The 22,817-nt window shown below is 70.2% G+C and carries 20 protein-coding genes; 8 read left to right on the forward strand and 12 right to left on the reverse strand.

Going from position 1 to position 22,817, the window contains the following annotated elements; translation table 11 throughout:
* The first annotated feature begins 38 nt into the window (after positions 1-38).
* Genes HQK15_RS03660 through HQK15_RS03675 form a run of 4 tightly spaced genes read left to right on the forward strand, consistent with a single transcriptional unit; the run spans position 39 to position 4,353 of the window.
* The gene (locus tag HQK15_RS03660) at positions 39-1,511 is read left to right on the forward strand and encodes an SDR family oxidoreductase (protein WP_173490051.1); all 1,473 of its coding nucleotides are present in this window, start codon (positions 39-41) and stop codon (positions 1,509-1,511) included.
* A gap of 23 nt (positions 1,512-1,534) precedes the next feature.
* The gene (locus HQK15_RS03665) at positions 1,535-2,347 is read left to right on the forward strand and encodes a DUF1206 domain-containing protein (protein WP_173490052.1); all 813 of its coding nucleotides are present in this window, start codon (positions 1,535-1,537) and stop codon (positions 2,345-2,347) included.
* Between the two features lie 20 nt (positions 2,348-2,367).
* Positions 2,368-2,826, forward strand: a complete 459-nt coding sequence (locus HQK15_RS03670) for an acyl-CoA thioesterase (RefSeq protein WP_173490053.1) — start codon at positions 2,368-2,370, stop codon at positions 2,824-2,826.
* Positions 2,827-2,865: 39 nt separating this feature from the next.
* Positions 2,866-4,353, forward strand: a complete 1,488-nt coding sequence (locus HQK15_RS03675; protein WP_173490054.1) for an amino acid permease — start codon at positions 2,866-2,868, stop codon at positions 4,351-4,353.
* A gap of 3 nt (positions 4,354-4,356) precedes the next feature.
* Here the strand turns inward: HQK15_RS03675 and HQK15_RS03680 are convergent, their stop codons facing one another.
* Complete coding sequence (locus HQK15_RS03680; protein WP_173490055.1) at positions 4,357-4,974, reverse strand: TetR/AcrR family transcriptional regulator; 618 nt, start codon at positions 4,972-4,974, stop codon at positions 4,357-4,359.
* A 44-nt stretch (positions 4,975-5,018) separates the two neighbouring features.
* Between HQK15_RS03680 and HQK15_RS03685 the strand changes: the two genes are divergently transcribed.
* Together HQK15_RS03685 and HQK15_RS03690 are read left to right on the forward strand one after the other, a co-directional pair.
* Positions 5,019-6,362: a cytochrome P450 gene (locus HQK15_RS03685; protein WP_367649050.1), complete on the forward strand. Its 1,344-nt coding sequence runs from the start codon at positions 5,019-5,021 to the stop codon at positions 6,360-6,362.
* A complete protein-coding gene (locus tag HQK15_RS03690) occupies positions 6,359-7,183 on the forward strand; it encodes an SDR family oxidoreductase (RefSeq protein WP_173490056.1) in 825 nt (274 codons plus the stop codon). Before HQK15_RS03685 ends, HQK15_RS03690 begins: the two co-directional genes overlap by 4 nt.
* Here HQK15_RS03690 and HQK15_RS03695 read toward each other — a convergent pair whose 3' ends face one another.
* From HQK15_RS03695 to HQK15_RS03720, 6 genes are read right to left on the reverse strand one after another with little or no spacing between them, the layout of a single operon-like run.
* Positions 7,184-8,056: an aldose 1-epimerase family protein gene (locus HQK15_RS03695; RefSeq protein ID WP_173490057.1), complete on the reverse strand. Its 873-nt coding sequence runs from the start codon at positions 8,054-8,056 to the stop codon at positions 7,184-7,186. It abuts the gene before it with no gap.
* Between the two features lie 9 nt (positions 8,057-8,065).
* The gene (locus HQK15_RS03700) at positions 8,066-8,686 is read right to left on the reverse strand and encodes an LON peptidase substrate-binding domain-containing protein (protein ID WP_217361333.1); all 621 of its coding nucleotides are present in this window, start codon (positions 8,684-8,686) and stop codon (positions 8,066-8,068) included.
* 45 nt (positions 8,687-8,731) lie between these two features.
* A complete protein-coding gene (locus HQK15_RS03705; RefSeq protein ID WP_173490058.1) occupies positions 8,732-9,553 on the reverse strand; it encodes an ABC transporter ATP-binding protein in 822 nt (273 codons plus the stop codon).
* Positions 9,550-10,590, reverse strand: coding sequence for a FecCD family ABC transporter permease (locus HQK15_RS03710; RefSeq protein ID WP_173490059.1), 1,041 nt, complete (start codon positions 10,588-10,590; stop codon positions 9,550-9,552). Before HQK15_RS03710 ends, HQK15_RS03705 begins: the two co-directional genes overlap by 4 nt.
* Before the next feature lie 4 nt (positions 10,591-10,594).
* The gene (locus tag HQK15_RS03715) at positions 10,595-11,647 is read right to left on the reverse strand and encodes a FecCD family ABC transporter permease (protein WP_173490060.1); all 1,053 of its coding nucleotides are present in this window, start codon (positions 11,645-11,647) and stop codon (positions 10,595-10,597) included.
* Positions 11,644-12,645: an ABC transporter substrate-binding protein gene (locus tag HQK15_RS03720; protein WP_173490061.1), complete on the reverse strand. Its 1,002-nt coding sequence runs from the start codon at positions 12,643-12,645 to the stop codon at positions 11,644-11,646. Before HQK15_RS03720 ends, HQK15_RS03715 begins: the two co-directional genes overlap by 4 nt.
* A 181-nt stretch (positions 12,646-12,826) precedes the next feature.
* On the opposite strand from HQK15_RS03720, the gene HQK15_RS03725 reads away from it, so the two are divergent.
* Positions 12,827-13,684 carry a DUF222 domain-containing protein gene (locus HQK15_RS03725; protein ID WP_173490062.1) on the forward strand — a complete coding sequence of 286 codons (858 nt, stop codon included), beginning with the start codon at positions 12,827-12,829 and terminating at the stop codon, positions 13,682-13,684.
* A 410-nt stretch (positions 13,685-14,094) separates the two neighbouring features.
* On the opposite strand, the gene HQK15_RS03730 is transcribed toward HQK15_RS03725, so the two are convergent.
* From HQK15_RS03730 to HQK15_RS03740, 3 genes are all read right to left on the reverse strand, one after another.
* A complete protein-coding gene (locus tag HQK15_RS03730) occupies positions 14,095-16,284 on the reverse strand; it encodes a 3-hydroxyacyl-CoA dehydrogenase NAD-binding domain-containing protein (protein ID WP_173490063.1) in 2,190 nt (729 codons plus the stop codon).
* A 33-nt stretch (positions 16,285-16,317) separates the two neighbouring features.
* Positions 16,318-17,535 carry an acetyl-CoA C-acetyltransferase gene (locus tag HQK15_RS03735; RefSeq protein ID WP_173490064.1) on the reverse strand — a complete coding sequence of 406 codons (1,218 nt, stop codon included), beginning with the start codon at positions 17,533-17,535 and terminating at the stop codon, positions 16,318-16,320.
* A gap of 118 nt (positions 17,536-17,653) precedes the next feature.
* Positions 17,654-19,624 carry an MSCRAMM family protein gene (locus HQK15_RS03740; RefSeq protein ID WP_173490065.1) on the reverse strand — a complete coding sequence of 657 codons (1,971 nt, stop codon included), beginning with the start codon at positions 19,622-19,624 and terminating at the stop codon, positions 17,654-17,656.
* A 76-nt stretch (positions 19,625-19,700) separates the two neighbouring features.
* Between HQK15_RS03740 and HQK15_RS03745 the strand changes: the two genes are divergently transcribed.
* On the forward strand, positions 19,701-20,423 hold the full coding sequence (locus HQK15_RS03745; RefSeq protein WP_173490066.1) for a MerR family transcriptional regulator: 723 nt from the start codon (positions 19,701-19,703) through the stop codon (positions 20,421-20,423).
* Here HQK15_RS03745 and HQK15_RS03750 read toward each other — a convergent pair.
* The gene (locus HQK15_RS03750; RefSeq protein ID WP_173490067.1) at positions 20,420-21,562 is read right to left on the reverse strand and encodes an acyl-CoA dehydrogenase family protein; all 1,143 of its coding nucleotides are present in this window, start codon (positions 21,560-21,562) and stop codon (positions 20,420-20,422) included. The genes HQK15_RS03745 and HQK15_RS03750 overlap by 4 nt on opposite strands.
* Before the next feature lie 26 nt (positions 21,563-21,588).
* Entirely contained in the window at positions 21,589-22,743 is a 1,155-nt protein-coding gene (locus tag HQK15_RS03755) for a CaiB/BaiF CoA transferase family protein (RefSeq protein ID WP_173490068.1), read from the reverse strand.
* Positions 22,744-22,817: the final 74 nt, after the last annotated feature.

Genomic DNA, 22,817 nt, shown 5'->3' on the forward strand with positions numbered 1-22,817 from the left:
GACGTGCGGGAGGCGTCCGCGTCCCGAACACTGTGAGGATGCCCCCCACCCGCAGTCTCGTCACAGGCGCCACCGGCTACGTCGGCGGCCGCCTCGTCCCTCAGCTGCTCGAGGCCGGGCACGTCGTCCGCGTGATGGTCCGCGACGAGCGCAAGGCCCGCACCCACGACTGGTCGGACGACGTCGAGATCTTCGTCGGCGACGCCTCCAGCACCGAGGACGTGCGCGCCGCGATGGAGGGCGTCGACGTGCTCTACTACCTGCTGCACTCGATCGGCACGGGCGGCGACTTCGGTGCGACCGAGAAGGACATGGCCCAGCGGTTCGCCGACGAGGCGAAGCGGGCCGGAGTGAGCCGCATCGTCTATCTCGGCGGGATGATCCCCGAAGGCGAGCAGCTCTCGGAGCACCTGAGCTCTCGCGGCGAGGTCGGCGACGTGCTGCTCGACTCCGGGGTGCCGACCACGGTGCTCCAGGCCGGCGTGATCATCGGGTCGGGGTCCGCCTCGTTCGAGATGCTCCGCTACCTGACCGAGCGCCTGCCGGTCATGGTGACGCCGAAGTGGGTCAACACCCGCATCCAGCCGATCGCCGTTCGCGACGTCCTGCGCTACCTCGTGGGCTCGGCCGACATGCCGGCCGACGTGAGCCGCCGCTTCGACATCGGCGGCCCCGAGGTGCTCACCTACCTCGAGCTGATGCAGCGCTTTGCTCAGATCGCCGGGCTGCCTCGTCGCCGGATCCTCAAGGTCCCGGTCCTGACGCCCGGCCTGTCGAGCCACTGGATCGGGCTGATCACGCCGGTGCCGGCCGGCCTCGCCCGGCCGCTGGTCGAGTCGCTCAAGAACACCGTCGTCGCGAGCGAGACCGACATCAGGCAGTACGTGCCCGACCCCGAGGGCGGCCTGATCGACTTCGACCGCTCGGTCGAGCTCGCGCTCACCAAGATCCAGAACCTCGACGTGCCGACCAGCTGGTCGTCCGCGGCGACGGCCGGCGCCCCCGCGGAGGGGCTGCCGACCGACCCCGACTGGGCGGGCGGATCGCTCTACAAGGACGAGCGCACCCGCGAGGTCGACGCCTCGCCCGAGCACCTCTGGACCGTCATCGAGGGCATCGGCGGGCGCAACGGCTGGTACTCCTGGGCGCTGGCCTGGTGGGTCCGCGGCGTGCTCGACCGGTTCGTCGGCGGTCCCGGTCTGCGCCGCGGCCGACGCAACCCCCGCGACCTGGTCGTGGGGGACGCCGTCGACTTCTGGCGCGTCGAGGAGACCGACGACCACTCGTTCCTGCGCCTGCGCGCCGAGATGCGGCTGCCGGGCCTCGCATGGCTCGAGATGCAGGTCGGCTCCACCGAGGGCGGCACGACGACGTTCCACCACCGTGCGCTGTTCCACCCCAAGGGGCTGCTGGGGCACGTCTACTGGTGGGCCGTGTGGCCGTTCCACGGCATCGTCTTCGGCTCGATGCAGCGCAACATCGCCAAGGCCGCGGAGGCCCTGGAGGACTGACGGACGAGGGGAGAGGATCTGACATGGGAGGGAACCCGGGTCGTCAGGCACAGCACAGCGACGTGCTCAAGCACGGTGCGCGGATCGGTCTCGTCGCCTACGGCGTCGTCCACCTGCTGATCGCCTGGATCGCGCTGCAGGTCGCGTGGTCCGGCGGCGGCAACGCGAGCAGCGGTGGGGCGCTCAAGACCATGGCCGAGCAGCCGTTCGGCCGCCTCCTGCTCTGGGTCACCGTGCTGGGGCTGGTCGCCCTGACGCTGTGGCAGCTCGCCACAGCCGTGTGGGGCTACGCCGCCGAGGACGGCGCCAAGAAGATCCGCAAGCGGCTCGGCGCCGTCGGACGGACGGTCGTCTACGGCGCGCTGGCAGTCTCGGCGGCCAGGATCGCCATGGGATCCGGCTCGTCGTCGGGCAACGACTCGAAGGAGGAGGGGCTGACGGCCGACCTCCTGTCCGCACCGGCCGGACGCGTGCTGGTCGGGGTGCTCGCCGTCGCGGTCCTCGTCGTCGCGGTGCGGCAGGTGCACCGCGGCGTGACCGACGCCTTCACCCACGACCTCGAGCAGCCGGCCACGAGCGGAGACTCCGGTCGGGCCGTGCTGGTCCTCGGCCGGACGGGCTACGTCGCCAAGGGCGTCGCGATCGGCGTGGTCGGCGCCCTCTTCGCCTGGGCCACCGTGTCCTACGACCCGGAGAAGGCCGGCGGTCTCGACGATGCGCTCAAGACGGTGCGCGACCAGGCCTTCGGGCCCTACCTCCTGACGGCCGTGGCCCTCGGGCTGGCCGCCTTCGGCCTGTTCTGCTTCGCGTGGGCCAAGCACGCCCGCACGCGCTGACCCGGCACTACGGTGTCCCCATGACCCCGGAGCGCCCCCGCCACCAGCTGTCGATGACCCTGCTGATGACGCCCGACATGGCCAACTTCACCGGCGACGTCCACGGCGGCACGATCCTCAAGCTGCTCGACCAGGTCGCGTTCACCTGCGCGGGCCGCTATGCCCAGGCGTACGTCGTGACCCTGTCGGTCGACCGGGTCGTGTTCCGCGAGCCCATCCACGTCGGGGAGCTCGTGACGTTCGAGGCGTCGGTCAACTTCACCGGCCGCTCGTCGATGGAGGTCGGCATCCGGGTCAGCGCCGAGAACTTCCGCAAGGGCGAGGTCCGCCACACCAACAGCTGCTACTTCACGATGGTCGCGATCGACGACGACCGGACTCCCGTCGCGGTTCCACCCCTCGTCCCGACCACCGACGAGGAGCGCCAGCGCTGGGACGAGGCCGCCGCCCGTCGCGAGCAGCGCCGCGCCGACGACTGACAGGTTGCGACCGCCGGGCGAGACCAAGAGGATGTTCGGATGGACCTCTTCCGCATCAAGTCCGTCGAGCGATCGATCGAGGAGACCGACGAGCCGGAGCACCGGCTCAAGAAGGAGCTCTCGGCCTGGGACCTGACGGTCTTCGGCGTCGGCGTCATGGTCGGCACCGGCATCTTCGTGCTGACGGGCGAGCAGGCGTTCAGCAACGCCGGCCCCGCCATCGTGATCTCGTTCGTGCTCGCCGGCATCACCTGCGGCCTCGCGGCGCTCTGCTACGCCGAGTTCGCCTCGACGGTGCCGGTGGCGGGCAGCGCCTACACGTTCTCCTACGCGACGCTCGGCGAGCTCATCGCGTGGATCATCGGCTGGGACCTCGTCCTCGAGCTGGCCCTGGGCGCGGCGGTCGTGGCCCGTGGCTGGTCGGCGTACCTGCAGTCACTCTTCGACCTGCCGACGTGGCTCGCCGGCGACCAGGCCATCCCCGACTTCGGCGCGATCGCGATCGTCCTCGGCCTGACCGCGGTCGGCGTGCTCGGCACCAAGCTGTCGGGCCGCATCACCAGCGTCCTGGTCATCGTGAAGGTCGCCGTCGTGACGTTCGTGATCGTCGCCGGGCTGTTCTTCATCAAGGCCTCCAACTACAAGCCGTTCGTCCCTGACTCGAAGCCGACCGAGGGCACGTCGGGCCTCGACTCGACGCTGCTGCAGTCGATCTTCGGCGTCGAGCCGACGATCTTCGGCGTCTACGGCATCATCGCCGCGGCCTCCGTCGTGTTCTTCGCCTACATCGGCTTCGACATCGTCGCGACGTCGGCCGAGGAGACCAAGAACCCGCAGCGCGACGTGCCGCGCGGCATCCTCGGCTCCCTCGCGATCGTCACGGTGCTCTACGCCGCCGTCGCGTTCGTCGTCACCGGCATGCTGAAGTACTCCGACGAGCGCATGAACACGGCCGCACCGCTCGCCGAGGCGTTCAAGGCCAACGACCTGGACTGGGCCAGCAAGATCATCTCCGTCGGCGCGGTCGCCGGCCTGACGACCGTCGTGCTCGTGCTGATGATGGGGCAGGCGCGCGTGCTGTTCGCGATGTCGCGCGACGGCCTCCTGCCGGTCGGCCTCGCCAAGGTGCACCCGCGCTTCGGCACGCCCTACCGGATCACGATCATCACCGGGCTGTTCGTCGCCGTGCTCGCCGGCTTCGTCCCGCTGTCGGAGCTGTCCAAGCTCGTCAGCATCGGCACCCTGTTCGCGTTCGTGGTGGTCTCGGTGGGCGTCATCATCCTGCGTCGCACCCGGGCCGACCTGCACAGGCCGTTCCGCGTGCCGGGCGTGCCCCTGATCCCCATCCTGTCCGTCGCCGCGTGCGTCTGGCTCATGGTCAACCTGTCGGTCGAGACGTGGATCCGCTTCCTGATCTGGCTCGCGATCGGCTTCGTCGTCTACTTCGCCTACGGCTACAAGTCGTCGCGCCTGGGCCGCGGACTCCGGCAGGCCGAGGTCGACGGGGACGTGCCGCACGTCGAGTGACGCTCAGCGGTGCGCCGTGGCCGTGAAGTGGTGGGTCGCGGCGTCGACGATGTCGTCGGGGGTCGCCTCGAGCGTGCCCTCGAGCCAGCCCGTCACCAGCTCGGCGACGCCGCCGATGAACATCGTCGCGGCCAGGCGACCCTCCCGCTCGTCCCAGGCCTGCGGCCCGTAGAGCTCGCGCGCCTCGCGGGCCGACAGCTCGGCGAACTGTCGCAGCAGCTCGGCCCGATGGGGGCGCAGGGCGTCGAGCGAGACGGACTCGACGATCGCGACGCGCCCCTTGCGGGGGTCGTCGGTGAGGATCTCGACGAAGGCCCCGATGCCGGCCCGGACGCGCTCGGTCGGTCCGCCCTGCGCCGCGGCGAGCGCCGCGACCGAACGGTCGGCGATCTGGGCCGCGATGTCGTCCATGACCGCCTTGAGCGCGGCGTCGAGCCCGGCGAAGCTCTCGTAGAAGTAGCGCTCGGTGAGGCCGGCCTCGGCGCAGATGCGCGTCATCGTGACCGTGGGTCCGCCCTCTCGGCCCCAGACCTCGAGGGTCGCTGCGAGCAGGCGGGCGTGGCGGTCGGCACGCCGCTGCTCGGCCGTCATGCCGCGGTACTGACCTGCCTTCACTGCCATGTCCCCATATTGACAGAGCGTCCTGTCTGAATCAAGATGTCGGTGTGAGCCAGGTCACCCAGAGTCCTCCCCGCCGTCGCGGGCTGCCCTACGTCGGACGCACGCTCGACTACGTCCGCGACCCGTTGTCGATGATGCGCGAGCAGTACGACGGATGGGGTCCCGTCTCCGACATCGACTTCATCGGCAAGCGGTGGACGGTGCTGCTCGGGCCCGATGCCTGCGAGGCAGCATTGCGCAACGCCGACAAGGCCTTCGCCAGCGGCGACGGCTGGGGCTATCTCGTCGGCCCCTTCTTCGACCGCGGGCTGATGCTGCTCGACTTCGAGGAGCACCACCGGCACCGCCGCATCATGCAGTCGGCCTTCACGCGCGACCGGCTCGAGGGATACACCGCCGCCCTGCAGCCGGCCGTGGCCGCGGGGCTCGCGGCGTGGGAGCCCGGCGAGACGTTCCTGGCCTACCCCGCCCTCAAGGAGCTGACCCTCGACCTGGCCACCGAAGTCTTCATGGGCGGCGCCGACCTCGCGTCGGCCGACGAGCTCGACCGCGTCAACCAGGCGTTCATCGCCTGCGTGCAGTCGGCGACGGCCCTCGTCCGCGCCAACATCCCGGGCACCCGCTGGGGGCGCGCCCTCCGGGGTCGCAGGCTGCTCGAGGAGTTCCTCGGCCGCCACCTCGCCGCCAAGCGCGAGACGCCGGGCAGCGACCTGTTCTCGGTGCTCTGCCACCTCGAGACCGAGGACGGCGAACGGTTCAGCGACGAGGACGTCGTCAACCACATGATCTTCCTGCTGATGGCCGCGCACGACACGTCGACGATCACCGTGTCCACCGTGATGCAGCAGCTGGGCCAGCATCCGCAGTGGCAGGAACGGTGCCGCGCCGAGGCCCTCGCCCTGCCCGAGCACCCCACGATGGCGCAGCTCGACGAGCTCGTCGCGATCGACCTGGTGATGAAGGAGAGCCTGCGGCTCGTGCCGCCGGTCCCGGTCCTCGCCCGCAAGACCGTCAAGGAGACCGAGGTGCTCGGGCACCGCATACCGGCCGACCGTCTCGTCGCCGTCATGGTGCACCTGTCGCACCACATGCCCGAGCTGTGGGACGAGCCGGCGCGGTTCGACCCCGAGCGGTTCGCCGACGACCGACGCGACGACAAGGTGCACCGCTATGCGTGGGAGCCGTTCGGTGGCGGCGTCCACAAGTGCCTCGGCATGTTCTTCGCCGGCGCCGAGGTCAAGACGATCCTCGTGCACCTGCTGCGTCAGTACACGTGGACCGTCGACGCCGACTACCGCGCACCCATGAGCTACACCTCGCTGCCGTTCCCCAAGGACGGCCAGCCCGTCCACCTCACCCGCCGTCGACCCCTCCAGGAGCTCCCATGACCCGATCCCTTCGCGACCAGCTCGTCGTCATCACCGGCGGCGGCCGCGGCATCGGCCTGTCGACCGCCAGCCACTTCGTCGCCGCCGGCGCCAGGGTCGTCATCGGCGACCTCGACGACGACGTCGCCGCCAAGTCGGCCGCACAGGTCGGCGGCGGGGCGGTGGGACTGACCGTCGACGTGTCCGACCGCGCGTCGTACGCGGCCTTCATCGAGCAGGTGCAGGCGTTCGGGCCGATCGACGTGCTCGTCAACAACGCCGGCATCATGCCGCTGTCACCGCTGGTCGACGAGACCGACGAGGCGACCGATCGCATCCTCGACGTCAACCTGCGCGGCGTCATCACGGGCACCAAGCTGGTCGCGCCCGCCATGATCGCCCGCGGCAGCGGCCACGTCATCAACATCGCCTCTGCCGTCGGACGCATCGCGGTGGCGAACGGCGCGACCTACAGCGCGAGCAAGCACGCCGTCGTCGGCTTCTCCGAGGCGATGCGGTCCGAGCTGCGCCCGCACGGGGTCGACGTCTCGTGCGTGCTGCCCACCGTCGTCGCGACCGAGCTCGCGGCCGGGGTCTCGGCGACCAAGGGCATGCGGGCGGCACAGCCCGAGCACGTCGCCCGGGCCGTCGTCGACGTGGCCCAGAAGCCGCGCTTCGAGACCTGGGTGCCGCGGCACAGCAAGGGCATCTTCTACGTCAGCAACGCCCTGCCCCGTCGCTGGAAGGACGCCATCGGCCACGCGATCGGCGCCGACCGTGCCCTGACCGACGTCAACGCGCAGGCGCGGGCCGAGTACGAGCGACGCGCCGCGCGTCCGTGATCACGACGGCGTGATCGGGTCGATCCGGTAGGACGCGGTCAGGGTCGCACCGGGCTCGATCAGCCGGATGCCCGGCTTCTCGCGGATGTCGCCGGCGAACTCCAGCGGAGCGGCCCCACCGACGCAGGGCTCCAGGCACAGCAGGTCGGCGCCGCCGGGGCGCGACCACACCACGAAGACGTCGAACACGTCGTCCCACGTCATCCGCAGCCCGCGGCCCGACGGGGCGAGGTAGCGCAGGCCACGGCTGACCACCTGGTCCATGACGACGGCGTCGGACGCGAAGAGGGCCGGGTCGAGCCGCAGCGTCGTCCCGTCGACGGGCGTGGGCTCGACCAGCGGCAGCACGAGCGTGTGGTCGAGCCGGCGGATCGGCGCCGGCTCGGGCTCGTCGAAGACCACCACGTGGTCGGTCTGCGCCGCCCCCGTCTCGAGGGGCCACGCGAAAGCGGGGTGCGACCCGATCGACACGGGGAGGTCCGTGTCAGCGGGGTTGTGGACCTCGTAGGTCGTGAGCAGGCCGTGGTCGTCCATGACGTACCGAGCGGTGAGCTCGAAGGCGAACGGAAACCTCGCCCGCGTCTCGGCGCTGTCGCGCAGGCCGAACGTCGCCGACGAGCCGTCGGACGCGAGCACGTCCCACGCAAGGTCGCGGGCGAAGCCGTGCTGGGTCAGGGGGTAGGCGCGCCCGTCCACCGAGATCGTGTCGTCGGGCACCCGGCCGACGATCGGGAACAGGATCGGTGCGTGCCGTCGCCAGGCCGAGCCGGCCTGCCAGAGGAGCTCGTGACCGTCGGGCCCGCGCAGCGAGTGGGGCTCGGCGCCGTGCTCGGAGATCTCCGCAGTGCCACCCGGACCGCTCAGGACCACCATGCAGGAACCCTAGAGACCGCGCGCGTCGAAGGTGAAGGCGGCATCGTTCGTGGCCGACTCCACGGCGTCCAGCAGCCCCTCCACGCTCTCGGCCCGCAGCAGCGCCATCTGGTCGTAGTCGCCGACCGGCGCGATCGCCGCCAGCTGCCAGAGCGCGGCGAGGGGATCGTCGGCCAGCCCGATGGTCGACGACCAGCGCTGCTCCTCGAACTCGCTGATTCGGGCCATCGTCGTGCGGACGAGCTCCTCGACCTCGTCGCGCCGGTCGCGCCACACCTCGTCCCACACCAGCGGCGGCCGGAGGCGGACCCGCGCCCGCGGATAGGGATCGTCGTCGAACCACTCCACGACGTCGAAGCGTCGACCGCCCTGGGCCATCACCGACACGAAGCCGTCGCCGCCGGCCAGCTCCATGACCTGCGCGACCGTGCCGACCGCGAACCGGTGCTCACCGCCGCCGACCTCGTGGCCCCGCTCGATCAGGACCACACCGAACTCGGCCGGCTCCTCGACGAAGATGTCCTTGAGCATCTGCAGGTAGCGCTCCTCGAACACCCGCAGCGGCAGGGGCATGGCTGGGAACAGCACCGAGCCGAGGGGGAACATCGGCAGCTCGACGAGGTCGTCCATGCCGTCATCCCATCACGCGGTCGGCCAACGGCAACCCGAGACGGCTCAGCCCAGCGCCTCGAGGACCGCGGGCCGCGCGTGGTGGCGACCACGCGGGACGATCATCGGGGTGTCGCTGACCGGGTCGGGCACGACGTCACAGGCCAGGCCGAACACCTCGGTGACGACCGCGGCGTCGATGACGTCGCGCGGAGCGCCCTCGGCGAGGATGGCGCCCTTCTTCATCGCGATGATGTGATCGGCGTAGCGGCAGGCGAGGTTGAGGTCGTGCAGCACGATGACCACGGTCTTGCCCGACTGACGGTTGAGGTCGGTCAGCAGGTCGAGCAGCTCGACCTGGTGGTTGATGTCGAGGAACGTCGTCGGCTCGTCCAGCAGCAGCAGGTCGGTGTCCTGCGCGAGCGCCATGGCGACCCACACGCGCTGGCGCTGCCCGCCCGACAGCTCGGCGATGTTGCGGTGCTCGAGCTCGGTCGTGCCGGTGGCCTCCAGCGCCGCGGCCACGGCCTCGTCGTCCTCGGCGCTCCAGCGCCGGAACCAGCCCTGGTGGGGGTAGCGTCCGCGTCCGACCAGGTCGCCGACCGAGATGCCGTCGGGCGCGACGGGCGACTGCGGGAGCAGGCCCAGCACCTTGGCGACCTCGATGCTCCGCATGTCCTGGACGGACTTGCCGTCGAGGATGACCTCGCCGCCCCGCGGGCGCAGCAGTCGGGCCAGGCCACGCAGCAGGGTCGACTTGCCGCACGCGTTGGCGCCGACGATGACGGTGATCCGGCCGTCAGGGATCTCGACGTCGAGGTCGGAGACGATGTCGGTGTCGGCATAGCCGAGCGTGAGGTTCGTGGCACGCAGGTCGTGTGAGGTCATCCGCCGCGTCCTTCCCGGTTGACGGTGGCGAGGAGCCAGATGAGGTAGGGAGCGCCGATGATGCCGGTGATGACGCCGGTCGGCAGGGCGGTCGGCAGCAGGTGCCCGGAGACGAGGTCGGCACCGAGCACGATGATCGCGCCGACCAGCCCGGCCGCGAGCACCCCGCCCCCGGGACCGGCGAGCCGCTGGGCGATCGGCCCGGCGATGAGGGCGACGAACATGATCGGCCCCGCGACGGCGGTCGCGAACCCGATGAGCACGATCGACAGCGCGATGAGCGCGAGCCGGTTGAGCTCGACCCGGGAGCCGAGGGCCTTGGCCGTGTCGTCGCCGAGCTCGAGCGTGCGCAGCGGTCGCTCGAGCACCATCGCGACGGGCAGGAGCACCACGAGGGCGACCAGCAACGTCCGCAGCTCGCCGGAGCCCGCCTGACCGACCGTGCCGACGAGCCAGGTCATCGCCTCGCGCGCCTCGTAGAGATCGGCGCGGGCGATGATGTAGCCGACGATCGACAGCATGAACTGCGAGACGCCGATGCCGATGAGGATGAACCGGTAGCCGGAGATGCCGTCGCGCCACGCCAGCAGATAGATGATCAGCGCCGTCAGCAGGGCGCCGAGCAGCGCGGACCCGGAGATCACGGTGCTGCTGGCGTTGAACAGCACGATCGACGAGACGGCGAACAGGCTCGCACCCGACGACACCCCGACGAAGTCGGGTGAGGCGAGCGGGTTGCCCAGCAGCTTCTGGAACACGGTGCCCGCCACCCCGAGCGCGATCCCGACGGACAGCGCGGCAGCGGCGGTCGGCAGTCGCAGGTCACGCACGACGAAGTCGATCGCCGGGTCGTCGGTGAGGCGGAACGCCGACTGGACGACGTCGATCGCCGAGACGTAGTAGCTGCCGACCATCATCGTCAGCACGAACAGGGCGAACGTGACACCCGCGAGGCTCGAGGTCACCACGGTGGCGCGGCGACGGCGGAGCTGCCGTCCGGAGCGGACGGCGGTGCGGGGCTCGGTGAGTGCGGTCATCGGGTCACAGCTCCGCGAGGTTGCGGTAGCGGACGAGCAGGATGAAGGCGGGTGCACCGAGGACGCCCAGGACGACTCCCACCTGCAGCTCGCCGGGCGCCACCGCGAGGCGACCGACGATGTCGGCGGCAAGGAGCAGGATCGGCGTGAGCAGCAGCGAGTAGGACAGGATCCAGCGGTAGTCGGGCCCACAGATCATCCGGGCGATGTGGGGCACGATCAGTCCGACGAAGACGATCGGGCCACAGGCTGCCGTGGCCGCGCCGCACAGCACCGCGACGGTCACGAACATGACGACGCGGGTGAGCCTGACCCGTTGCCCGAGGGCCAGGGCGAGGTCCTCGCCGAGAGCGAGCCCGTTGAGGGCCCGACCGGTGCCCAGCGCGACGACCAGCCCGATGGCGAGGAACGGGACGGTCTGCCAGAAGACGGGGAAGTAGCGGCCCGCGAGCGATCCGACCTGCCAGAAGCGGAGCTGGTTGAGGGCCTCGACGTTCGTCATCACGATCGCGGAGGTGATCGAGGTCAGGATGGCCGTGACGGCGGCTCCCGCGAGCGCGAGCTTCACGGGGGTCGCGCCCTCGCGTCCGAACGACGCGATGCCGTAGACCGTGACGGTCGCGACTCCGGCGCCCGCGAAGGCGAACCAGACGTAGGTGCTGACGTCCTGGGCGCCGAGCACCATGATCCCGAACACGATGAACGCGGCCGCCCCAGCGTTGATGCCCATGATGCCGGGGTCGGCGAGCGGGTTGCGGGTGACGCCCTGCAGGATCGCGCCGCTGATCCCCAGCGCCGCCCCCGCGAAGATGCCGATCAGGGTGCGGGGCACCCTCAGCTCGCGGATGACGGTCTGCGACGCCGACGACGGGTCGTAGTCGGTGAACGCCTTCCAGATCGTGGGGATGCCGACACCGCGCGAGCCCAGGGTGATGCTGAAGAAGCACACGGCCGCGAGCAGGCCGAGGAGCAGCACGAAGCCGGTCGCCAGGACCGCCCGCGAGCGGTGCTGCGGGGCGGTCTCGACGGCCACGGGTGACGGCTGGATCAGGGTCATGTCAGGTCGGGGTCGGCCTTCGCGAGCGCATCGCTCAGCAGGTCGAGCTGCTCGGCGTAGTCGGAGTAGGTGTGGATCCAGTAGGCCGGCCACATGACGATCGCGTCGGCCTCGGCGGCCTTGATGCTGGTCCAGGTCGGCTGGCCCGCGGCGATCTTCATCGAGGTCTCGGCGTTGCGGTCGTCCATGAGGATGACGTCGGGCTGGTACTTGTCGGCGTTCTCCCAGCTGAGGTTCTCCCAGTAGGGGAAGCCGGGATCCGGGCTGTCGGGGTCGATGATGTCGAGGCCCCAGCGCTGGAAGTCGCTGAGCTCGGACGCCTCGCCCGGCACGGCGACGTAGAGCAGGTCGTCGGCCGGCGACACCGCGAGCGTCGTCAGGCCCTTTTGACCGGCGACGGTGGTCTCGAAGCGGTCGACGGCCTCGTCGAAGGTCTTCTTGCTCGCGGCGATCTTCGGGTCGCTGACGTCGGCGCCGAGCGAGACGGCGAGCTCTTCGTAGCCCTCGAGCTTCTCGACGACCGAGTCGCCCTCGGCGGGGCCGACGACGGGCGCCAGCTTCGCCACCTTCTTGGCCTCGGCCTTGACCCCGGACTCGAAGCCGCCGTAGGCCTTCTCGAGCGGCCAGTAGGACGACACGATGAGGTCGGGACGCAGCTCGGCAGCCTTCTCGCCGTCGATCTCGCCGAAGGTCTCGCTGAGGATCTCGATGCCGGACAGGTCGAGGCCCTTCAGCGACTTGTTGGTCTTGACCGGGTCGTTGGAGTAGATCGCGACCGGCTTGATGCCGTAAGACATCAGGGCCGCGGCCGCCTCGCCCTGCGCGATGATGCGCTGCGGCGTGCTGTCGGCGGTGTAGGTCTTGCCGTCACCCGAGGCGTACGACCACGGGCCACCCTCGGAGGCCCCGTCGTCGGACGATGCATTGTCGGTGGAGGTGGAGAAGCCACAGGCGGCGAGCAGCAGCCCGGCGACGGGCAGGAGCAGGAGACGCTTCACAGACAGCCTTTCAGTGGATGACAAGCCAACCCTAACTTAGGTTAGCCTATCCACGCCAGCGAGGTGACGCGCTCCACACGCACGGTCCTCGGCCGGAGCCCGTGCAGGAGTTGTCCACACCCGTTCGGTGCCGGTCTTGCAGGGCGAAGAGGGTGTCGGTGGTCGCATCTAGGTTGGATGCATGGCCACCTCGACCGCACCCGACACCGGCGTCATCGTCGACGTGCTGGTCGACGCCGCACGGGATCGAGCCCGGGCAGAAGCCCGCGAGATGGCCACGATGATGGCGTTGCGTGACACCGAGATGGCCCGCACCGCGCACGTCGAGCCACCGATGCGACGCCACGCCGAACGATCCGCGATCGCGTTGACGATCGCCGAGGCCACCGGCCTGTCCGAAGGACAGGTCGTGACCCGCATGTCGGCTGCCGACACCGTCCGCGACCAGTCGCCGACGACCTGGTCGGCGTTCACCAACGGGCTCATCGACTGGGCCCGGGTCCGCGAGATCGCTGCCACGATCACCGTGTTGAAGCGGGCCGACTCGATCCACCGCCTCGACGCCCGCGTCGTGGACTTCGCGACCGAGCACACCACCGCCGAGCTCCGCCAGTGGTTGGCGAGGTTCGCGCGCCGGGTCGAGGCCGACCTGGCCGTCGAACGCGCCGACGACGCCCGCGAAGGCCGGCACGTGTCGATCCGCCACGGCGAGGACTCCATGGCCAGCCTCTACGCCTACCTCCCGTCCCACGAAGCCGCAGCCATCGCCGCCCGCCTGCGCTCCGAGACCCGCAAACCCGCCAACTCCAACGAGCCCGGTGACACCCGCACCCTGCCCCAGCGCGAGGCCGACGTGCTGGTCGCCTGGTGCCTGGGAGCCAACGCCGCGACGTCAGCGATCGACGCCAACATCGCCGTCATGATCGACGCCGATGTCCTCGCCGGCGCCCATCCGGGACTCGCCGAAGCCGCTGACAGGTCCTGGGCCGTCCCCGCGACCTGGATCGCCGACGTCGCCGCCCGCGGAGGCACGTTCTGAAACCGGATCGTCCGTCAACCCGTCACCGGCGACGTCCTGTCCCACGAATACCTCGGCCGGTTCTGCCCCGACACCCTCAAGACCGCCCTGCAGTTCCTCCACGGCACCTGCCAGTCACCCGGATGCATGGTCCCCGCCCAGCACTGCGACATCGACCACCGACAACCCTGGCCAACCGGACCCACCACCGCCGACAACCTCGGCCCCCTCTGCCGACGCCACCACACCTACAAAGGCCACGGCCTCCTGCGCTGGACCACCCGACCACCACAACCGGCACCCACCAACAGCATCCTGGAGCTCCACACCCGCCGCACCCTCATGCACTACACCGCGGCGTAGTCAGCGATCCCCGGACGCACGACGCCCCCGGAACCTCTCGGTACCGGGGGCGTCGGTGGTGGTGCGGGTCAGACGTACTTCTCGCCGTTCTTGGCCTTCTCGAGCAGCGAGGCGGGCGGGGTGAACCGGTCGCCGTACTTCTCGGCCAGCTCCTGGGCGCGGGCCGTGAAGGCCCCGATGCCGATCGAGCCGTCGGCGGCCTCGTAGCCGTTGACGTACTGGATCGCACCGCCCTGCAGCGCCGGGAAGCCGATGCCGAAGATCGAGCCGATGTTGGCGTCCTGGGTCGTGCGGAGCACGCCCTCGTCGAGGCACTTGATCGTCTCGAGGCTCATGATGAACGTCAGACGCTCCTTGAGGTCCTCGAAGGCCGGCTGCTCGGGAGCGACCGGGAACTGCTCGGTCAGACCGCTCCACAGTCCCTGACGCTTGCCGTCGACGTACTCGTAGAAGCCGGCACCCTTGAGGCGGCTGGGACGTCCGAGCTCGATCATCGTGTCGATGATCTTCTCGGCGGCGTGCGCGTCCCACGTGCCGCCGGCCTCCTCGACGGCTGCCCTCGACTCGTTGCGGATCTTGACCATGAGCTCCATGTTGAGCTCGTCCGTCAGCTGGAGCACGGGGGCCGGGAAGCCGGCCTGGGTCGTGGCCCGCTCGATCGAGACCGGCGAGACGCCCTCGGCGAGCATGCCGATGCCCTCGTTGACGAACGTGCCGATGACGCGGCTGGTGAAGAAGCCGCGGCTGTCGCCGACGACGATCGGGGTCTTCTTGATCGCCTTGGTGTAGTCGATGACGCGGGCGATGGCCTCGTCCGACGTCTTCTCACCCGCGATGATCTCGACGAGCGGCATCTTGTCGACCGGCGAGAAGAAGTGGATGCCGATGAAGTCCTCGGGACGCTCCACGCCGTCGGCGAGGATCGTGATCGGCAGGGTGGACGTGTTGGAGCCCAGGAGCGCGTCGGACTTGACGACCTTCTGCAGCTCGCCGAACACGTCGTGCTTGAGCTTGACCGACTCGAAGACGGCCTCGATGACGAAGTCGGCACCCTCGAGGTCGGCGTAGTCGGCGGTCGGCGTGATGCGCGCCAGCAGCTCGTCGGCCTTCTCCTGCGACAGGCGGCCGCGCGAGACGGCCTTGTCGACGAGGTTCTGGCTGTAGGCCTTGCCCTTCTCGGCAGCGGCGAGCTCGACGTCCTTCAGCACGACCTGGAAGCCGGCCTTGGCCGAGACGTAGGCGATGCCCGCGCCCATCATGCCGGCGCCGATGACGGCGATCTTCTCGGCCTTGGTCGGCTCGATGCCCTCGGGACGCGACTTGCCGGCGTTGATGGCGCCGAGGTCGAAGAAGAAGGCCTGCGTCATGTTCTTGAACTGCTGGCCCACGATGAGCTCGACCAGGTAGCGCGACTCGATGCGGGTCGCGGTCTCGAAGTCGACCTGCGAGCCCTCGATCGCGGCGCTCATGATGTTGCGCGGCGCCTTGTAGAGCGCACCCTTGGTCTGCTTGCGCAGGTTGGCGGGGAACGCGGGCAGGAACGCTGCGAACTTCGGGGTCGACGGGGTGCCGCCGGGGATGCGGTAGCCCTTGCGGTCCCACGGCTGCGTGGCGGCTTCCTCGTTGCCGACGTTGGCCTCGATCCAGGCCTTCGCGGCGGGGAGCAGCTCGTCTTGCGTCGCGACGATCTCGTCGACGAGGCCCTCCGCGAGCGCCTTGGACGGCTTGAGCTGCTGGCCCTGGAGCAGGAACTTCATGAGGGCGTCGGAGATGCCGAACATGCGGACCGTGCGGGTCACGCCGCCGCCGCCGGGCAGCAGGCCGAGGGTCGCCTCGGGCAGGCCGATCGAGTAGCCGCCGTCGACCGCGATGCGGTGGTGGGCCGCGAGCGCGATCTCGAGCCCACCGCCGAGCGCGGCACCGTTGATCGCCGCGACGACGGGCTTGCCCATCGTCTCGAGCTGGCGCAGCGTCGCCTTGATGGCCTCGACGTTGGCGAACAGCGCCTCGGCGTCGGCCGGCGTCGCCTGGGTCATGAGCTTGAGGTCGCCGCCGGCGAAGAAGGTCTTCTTCGCCGAGGAGATGATGACGCCCTTGATCGACTCGGGGTCGTTCGCGACGTCCTTGGCCAGGCGGTCGACGGCCGCAGCCATCGAGTCCGCGTAGTCCTGGTTCATCGTGTTGGCGCTCTGGTTGGGGTCGTCCAGGACGAGGTTGACGATGCCGCCCTCGACCTCGTAACGCACTGCTTCAGTCATGTGTGTGTTCTTTTCGTGAGGAGTGGGAGGGGATCAGCTGAGGCGCTCGACGACGGTGGCGATGCCCATGCCGCCTCCGACGCAGAGGGTGGCCAGGCCGTAGCGCTGGTCGCGGCGCTCGAGCTCGTCGATCAGGGTGCCGAGGATCATCGCACCGGTCGCGCCGAGCGGGTGACCCATGGCGATCGATCCACCGTTGACGTTGGTCTGGTCGTGCGGGTAGCCGCCGAGGTCCTTCATGAGGCGCAGGGCGACAGCCGCGAAGGCCTCGTTGATCTCGAGCAGGTCGATGTCGCCGACGCTCAGGCCGGCGCGGTCGAGCGCCTTGAGGCTGGCCGGGCCGGGGCCCGTCAGCATGATGGTCGGCTCCGAGCCGGAGACGGCGGCCGACAGGATGCGGGCGCGCGGCTTGAGGCCGTGACGCTCACCGGCGGCCTCGTTGCCGATCAGCACGAGTGCGGCGCCGTCGACGATGCCCGAGGAGTTGCCGGCGTGGTGGACGTGGTTGATCTTCTCGACCCAGTGGTACTTCTCGAGCGCGACGGAGTCGAAGCCGCCCTGGTCGCCGATCTGCGCGAACGAGGCCGGCAGTCCGCCGAGGCTCTCGGCCGTGGTGCCCTCGCGCACGAACTCGTCGTGGTCGAGGATCGTGAGGCCCGAGGCGTCCTTGACCGGGATGACCGAGTTGGCGAAGTAGCCGTTGGCGATCGCCTTGGCGGCACGCGCCTGCGACTCGGCGGCGAACGTGTCGACGTCGAGGCGGCTGTAGCCCTCGATCGTCGCGATGAGGTCGGCGCCGATGCCCTGGGGCACGAAGTCGGTGTCGAACGAGGTGCGCGGGTCCATGGCCCAGGCGCCACCGTCGGAGCCCATGGGGACACGGCTCATCGACTCGACACCGCCGGCGAGGATGAGGTCCTCCCAGCCGGAACGGACGCGGGCCGAGGCCTGGTTGACGGCCTCGAGGCCGGACGCGCAGAAGCGGTTGAGCTGGACACCGGCGACGGTGTCGGGCAGACCGGCGGCGAGCGCAGCGGTCTTGGCGATGTCGCCACCCTGGTCGCCGACGGGCGAGACGCTGCCGAGGATCAGGTCCTCGATGCCGTCGGTGTCGAGGGAGGGGTTGCGCTTGCGCATCTCGTCGATCAGGCCGGTCACGAGCGAGATCGGCTTGACCTCGTGAAGTGAGCCGGTCTTCTTGCCGCGACCACGGGGGGTGCGGATGGCGTCATAGACGAAGGCCTCGGTCATAGCGGTTTCCTTACGAGAAAAAAGTCTCAGGATCAGGTGGAAGAGACGTCAGCAGAACTGACATCCCCGATTGTGACACCATCACTGTCAAAGTCAAAGGGTCGGGGTGTGGCGGCCGTCACGCCCGACGATGGATGCGCGCGCCGCCGACCAGGCCAGTTCCCGCCGCGACGAGGCCGCCGCCCAGGGCCAGCAGGGAGAGCGGCGCACCTCCCGTGTCGGGCAGCACCGCGTCACCCGCCGGATCGCTCGCTTCGTCACCCGTGCCGTCGTCCGTGCCGTCGTCGCCGTCGTCACCCGGGTCGCCGGGCTGGTCGGCCTCCGCCACGACGGTGAAGTCCTCGGCACCGAAGTCACCCCCCGCCTCGGGGACGACGCGGGTGCGGCTGTCGTCGCCCACGACCTCCGTGCCGCCCGGGGGCGTGAGGACGATCGTGTAGGTGCCGGGGTCGAGCCCGGTCACCGCGTAGTTGCCCTCGGCGTCGGTCGTGAGCTCCTCGGAGTAGTCGCCGGGCCCGGTGATCGTGATCGTCGCCCCTAGCACCGGGTCGTCGCTGTCGACGTCGGTCACCGTGCCGCCGATCGACCCGGGACGACTCAGCACGAAGTCGACGTCGGCCGCGCCGGGGTCGACACCGGTCCGGGCCGGGACGGGCCGGTAGGGCGCGGGCGGGTCGGGGATCGTCACGGAGTAGTCCGTGTCGGGCAGCCGCGGGAAGGTGTAGCGGCCGTCGGTGTCCGTGGTGGCCCGGGCGACCTCGGTGCCGCCGGCGTCCGTCAGCACGACCGTCACCCCGGCGACCGGGCCCTCGCCGTCGGTGACCGCGCCGCCGATGGCCGGCCGCGCGGCGAGGACGAAGTCACGATCGGTCACCGGCTCGGTGTCGGAGGCCTCGATCGTCACCGCCCCCGGCGACGAGTCGACGGTGTAGCCGGCCGGGGCGTCGACCTCGAGCGAGTAGGAGCCGGCGGGGTTGGTGTCGAACAGGTAGCGACCGGCGCTGTCGGTCGTGATGGTGCGAGGCCCTCCGGGACCGTCGATCGTCACCTCGGCGCCGCCGATCGGTGCGCCGTCGTCGTCGGTGACGGTGCCCGAGATCGGCACCGGCACGATCGCCCGGATCGCGAAGTCGGCCTGGTCGTCCCCGTCGGTGAGGTCGACCGGACGAGAGGTCGCCCCTTCGGCGATGCAGCCGTCCGGCAGTTCTGCGAGCTCGACGCGGAAGTCGGCGGCGGACGCGACGCCCTCGAAGGAGTAGTCACCGGCACCGTTCGTCGTGGTCTCGGCGAGCACCGCGCCGTCACCACCGAGGAGCTGCACGCCGACGCCGTCCGCTGCACAGGCGTCACCGGAGGCCGCGACCGTGCCGGTGACGTCGTGACGCTTGACCGCGAACCAGGTCTGGTAGACGGGGAACCCCGATCGCCGCGTGAAGGTGAACGTCAGCGAGCGCAGGGGCACGGTCGGCTCGAACCAGCCGGCGGCGCCGTAGGTGTCTGTGGCGGCGTCGTTGCCCGTCAGGGTGCGGGTCGTCCCGCTCCACGAGGGGAGGTCCTGGGGCTCACCCGAAGAGCACCCGCTCGGCCGGGGCGAGGTCGCGCACAGGTTGAACGCCGTCCGGAAGCCCAGCTCGGCGGCGGTCGCCTCGTCGCCCGTGGCGGTCGTGGCCGAGACCCGCACCTGGTCGGCGTCGACGTCACCGAGCACGAATGCCCATCCGGCGGGCGTCGGCCGCTCGAACGCATAGCGCGTGATCGACGGCGACGACGCGGAGTCGGCCTGCGGCCGCAGGTTGAGGTAGGGCCGGTTGCGGCTCGAGCCGTACTCCAGCCCGACCGGCGAGTTCTCGCCGAACCACGTGCTGGCGCCGCTCTGGACTCCGACCTGGCCCGAGCGCGACGTCGATGTCACGGCGGCCTGCGGAAAGCCGGTCGCCGGCAGCTGCATCGAGGTCGAGTAGTTCGTCGACGACCCCTCGAGCGGCTCGAAGTCGCCGATCGCCGTCGTCGTCGTCGCTGCGACGGCCGGTGCTGCGACTCCCAGCACGACGGCGCACAGGCTCAGCAGGATCGTTGCGATGCGCGACACGCGGCCCCCCCCGGGATGGTGATGCCCCGAGCCTAGACCGCGACAGCATCACTGTCACGGGGACTACGCTCGACCCATGACTCCCAGCCCCGCCGAGACGATGAGCGTCGAGCAGCTCGCCTCCCGCGTCGGCATGTCCGTGCGGACCGTGCGCTTCTACGCCGGCCGCGGGCTCATCCCGCCGCCGCGTCGCGAGGGACGCAACGGGTTCTACGGCCCCGACCACCTGGCCCGGCTCGAGCTCGTCCGCGAGCTGCAGGCCCACGGCTTCACGCTGTCGGCGATCGAGGGCTACCTCGAGAACATCCCGAGCGACGCCAACCCCGAGCAGGTCGCCCTGCACCGCACGCTGCTCGCGCCCTGGATGGCCGACCGCCCCGAGCAGCTCGACCGGCCCGCGCTCGAGCTGCGGGCCGGGCGCGCGCTCAGCGACCACGACCTCGAGATGCTCATCGCCCTCGGGGTCGTCGAGCCGACGCCGGCCGAGGACGTCTTCCAGGTCGCCCCGGCCCACCTCGCGATCGGCATCCAGTTCATCGAGACCGACATGCCGATCGAGGTCGCGCACGCGTCCCGCCGCATCTTCGACGAGGCGGGCAAGGCCGTCGCGCGCGAGATCACCGAGGTGTTCCGCACCATGTGGTGGCCCGAGCTGCGCGCCTCAGGCCGACCCGTCGAGGACATCACGGCCCTCATCGAGCGGTTCAAGCCGCTGACGATCCAGGCCCTCGTGACGGCCTACGAGACGGCCGTCGACGAGGGCAAGCGCGAGACCGTCCGCCGCCGCACCGAGAGCTAGATGCCCAGGCCGCGGCCGACGATCTCCTTCATGATCTCGGTCGTGCCGCCGTAGATCGTCTGGATGCGGGTGTCGAGGTAGGCCTTCGAGATCGGGTACTCGCTCATGTAGCCGTAGCCACCGTGCAGCTGCAGGCACTGGTCGGCGACCTTCTTCTGCAGCTCGGTCGTCCACCACTTGCCCATCGCCGCGTCCTCGACGGTCAGCGTCTTGGTGTTGAGCTCGGTGATCGAGCGGTCGACGAACACCTGGGCGATCTGCGCCTCGGTCTCGAGCTCGGCGAGCGTGAAGCGCGAGTTCTGGAACGAGCCGATCGGCTTGCCGAACGCCTTGCGCTCCTTGACGTAGTCGAGCGTCATGTCGATCATCCGGCGGCAGGCCGCTGCGGCGACAACTGAGATCGAGAGCCGCTCCTGCGGGAGCTTCTCCATCAGGTAGATGAAGCCGTGGCCGGCCTCGCCCAGCAGGTTGGTGCGGGGCACCCGCACGTTGTCGAAGAACAGCTCGGCGGTGTCCTGCGCCTTGAGGCCGATCTTGTCGAGGTTGCGCCCACGCTCGAAGCCCTCGGCGCCGCGCTCGACGGCGATCAGCGAGAAGCCCATCGCGCCGGCGGAGGCGTCGGTCTGGCAGACGACGATCACGAAGTCGGCGTTGATGCCGTTGGTGATGAACGTCTTGGAGCCGTTGATGACGTACTCGTCGCCGTCGAGGACCGCCGTCGTCTTGATGCCCTGCAGGTCCGAGCCGGTGCCCGGCTCGGTCATCGCGATGGCGGTGATCATCTCGCCGCTGCAGAACGTCGGGAACCAGCGGGCCTTCTGCTCCTCGGTCGCGAGGCTCAGCAGGTAGCCGGAGACCAGGTCGGTCTGGATGACGAAGCCGATGCCGCTGGCGCCGATGCGGGTGATCTCCTCGGTGAGGATCGCGTTGTAGCGGAAGTCGTCGACGCCGCCGCCGCCGAACTCCTCGGGCATCATGAAGCCGAGCAGGCCCAGGTCGCCGGCCTTGGTCCAGATCTCCCGCGGGACGATCGAGTCCTTCTCCCACTGCTCGTGGTGCGGGGCGATCTCCTTCTCGCAGAAGGTGCGGACGGTGTCGCGGAACGCCTCGTGGTCGGCGTCGAAGATGTTGCGCTTCATGGGTGTCCCTGTCTCTCGGTCGGTGTTCAGTCGGCCTGCACGGCGACGCCGTCGGCGATGAGCTGGTCGACATCGGCGATGCCCCAGGCGGTGAGTGCTGCGGTGGTGCTGGAACCCGCCACCTCGGGCGGGGTCGTCAGGGTCGCGGGCGTGGCGGAGAAGCGGGGAGCCGGTGCGGGCTGCGTCAGTCCGTCCTTCTCCACGTAGGTGCCGCGGGCGACGTTGTGCGGGTGCTCGTAGGCCTCGGTCAGGCTGAGCACGGGGGCGACGCACGCATCGGTGCCGTCGAAGACCTCGACCCACTCCGCCCGGGTGCGCGCGGCGAAGGCGTCGGTGAGCATCTGGCGCAGCTCGCCCCAGCGCGCGAAGTCGTACTGCCCCGGCGCGTCCGTCAGGCCGAGCCCGGCCACGAGCGCGGCGTAGAACTGCGGCTCGAGCGGGCCCACCGACATCCACTGCCCGTCGGACGTCTCGAACACGTCGTAGAACGGGGTGCCGGTGTCGAGCATGTTGGTGCCGCGCTGGTCGCTCCATCCGCCGGACTGCTGCATCGCCACGATCATCGACATCAGGTGCGCGGTGCCGTCGGTGATGGCGGCGTCGACGACCTGGCCCTCCCCGGTCGCGCGGGCATGGGTGAGCGCGGCGAGCAGGCCGGTGACGAGGTAGAGCGACCCGCCGGCGAAGTCGCCGACGAGGTTGAGCGGCACCTGCGGCGGTCCGCCGGCCCGGCCGATCGCGCCGAGCGCGCCGGCGACGGAGATGTAGTTGATGTCGTGCCCGGCCCGCGGGGCCAGCGGACCGTCCTGGCCCCACCCCGTCATGCGTCCGTAGACCAGGCGGGGGTTGCGGGCGTGGCAGTCGTCGGGGCCCAGGCCGAGGCGCTCGGTGACGCCCGGACGCAGGCCCTCGATGAGGATGTCGGCCGACGCGACGAGGTCGAGCACGGTCTCGACGCCACGGGGGTTCTTCAGGTCGATCGCGACCGACGGGCGTCCGCGGCCGAGGATGTCCTTGTCGGCCGGGCCCAGCTGCAGGGCGTTGCCACCGGGGCGGTCGACGCGGATGACGTCGGCTCCGAGATCGGCGAGCAGCATCGCCGCGAACGGGCCCGGGCCGATGCCGACGAGCTCGACGACGCGCACTCCGTGGAGCGGTCCGGACTGCTGAGGAATCGTCACACCATCATTGTGACAGTTGTGGTGTCACGGTTGCAAGTGAAGAGATCGTGGGTGACACATTCGCATACCGTCGG

It is taken from the genome of Aeromicrobium stalagmiti, from assembly GCF_013283745.1.
GTDB lineage: Bacteria > Actinomycetota > Actinomycetes > Propionibacteriales > Nocardioidaceae > Aeromicrobium > Aeromicrobium stalagmiti.

Bases quoted from the DNA above. Each gene is read 5' to 3' on its own strand.
- HQK15_RS03660 (WP_173490051.1), top strand. From the start codon at position 39: ATGCCCCCCACCCGCAGTCTCGTCACAGGCGCCACCGGCTACGTCGGC.
- HQK15_RS03665 (WP_173490052.1), top strand. From the start codon at position 1,535: ATGGGAGGGAACCCGGGTCGTCAGGCACAGCACAGCGACGTGCTCAAG.
- HQK15_RS03670 (WP_173490053.1), top strand. From the start codon at position 2,368: ATGACCCCGGAGCGCCCCCGCCACCAGCTGTCGATGACCCTGCTGATG.
- HQK15_RS03675 (WP_173490054.1), top strand. From the start codon at position 2,866: ATGGACCTCTTCCGCATCAAGTCCGTCGAGCGATCGATCGAGGAGACC.
- HQK15_RS03680 (WP_173490055.1), bottom strand. From the start codon at position 4,974: ATGGCAGTGAAGGCAGGTCAGTACCGCGGCATGACGGCCGAGCAGCGG.
- HQK15_RS03690 (WP_173490056.1), top strand. From the start codon at position 6,359: ATGACCCGATCCCTTCGCGACCAGCTCGTCGTCATCACCGGCGGCGGC.
- HQK15_RS03695 (WP_173490057.1), bottom strand. From the start codon at position 8,056: ATGGTGGTCCTGAGCGGTCCGGGTGGCACTGCGGAGATCTCCGAGCAC.
- HQK15_RS03700 (WP_217361333.1), bottom strand. From the start codon at position 8,686: ATGGACGACCTCGTCGAGCTGCCGATGTTCCCCCTCGGCTCGGTGCTG.
- HQK15_RS03705 (WP_173490058.1), bottom strand. From the start codon at position 9,553: ATGACCTCACACGACCTGCGTGCCACGAACCTCACGCTCGGCTATGCC.
- HQK15_RS03710 (WP_173490059.1), bottom strand. From the start codon at position 10,590: ATGACCGCACTCACCGAGCCCCGCACCGCCGTCCGCTCCGGACGGCAG.
- HQK15_RS03715 (WP_173490060.1), bottom strand. From the start codon at position 11,647: ATGACCCTGATCCAGCCGTCACCCGTGGCCGTCGAGACCGCCCCGCAG.
- HQK15_RS03725 (WP_173490062.1), top strand. From the start codon at position 12,827: ATGGCCACCTCGACCGCACCCGACACCGGCGTCATCGTCGACGTGCTG.
- HQK15_RS03730 (WP_173490063.1), bottom strand. From the start codon at position 16,284: ATGACTGAAGCAGTGCGTTACGAGGTCGAGGGCGGCATCGTCAACCTC.
- HQK15_RS03735 (WP_173490064.1), bottom strand. From the start codon at position 17,535: ATGACCGAGGCCTTCGTCTATGACGCCATCCGCACCCCCCGTGGTCGC.
- HQK15_RS03745 (WP_173490066.1), top strand. From the start codon at position 19,701: ATGACTCCCAGCCCCGCCGAGACGATGAGCGTCGAGCAGCTCGCCTCC.
- HQK15_RS03750 (WP_173490067.1), bottom strand. From the start codon at position 21,562: ATGAAGCGCAACATCTTCGACGCCGACCACGAGGCGTTCCGCGACACC.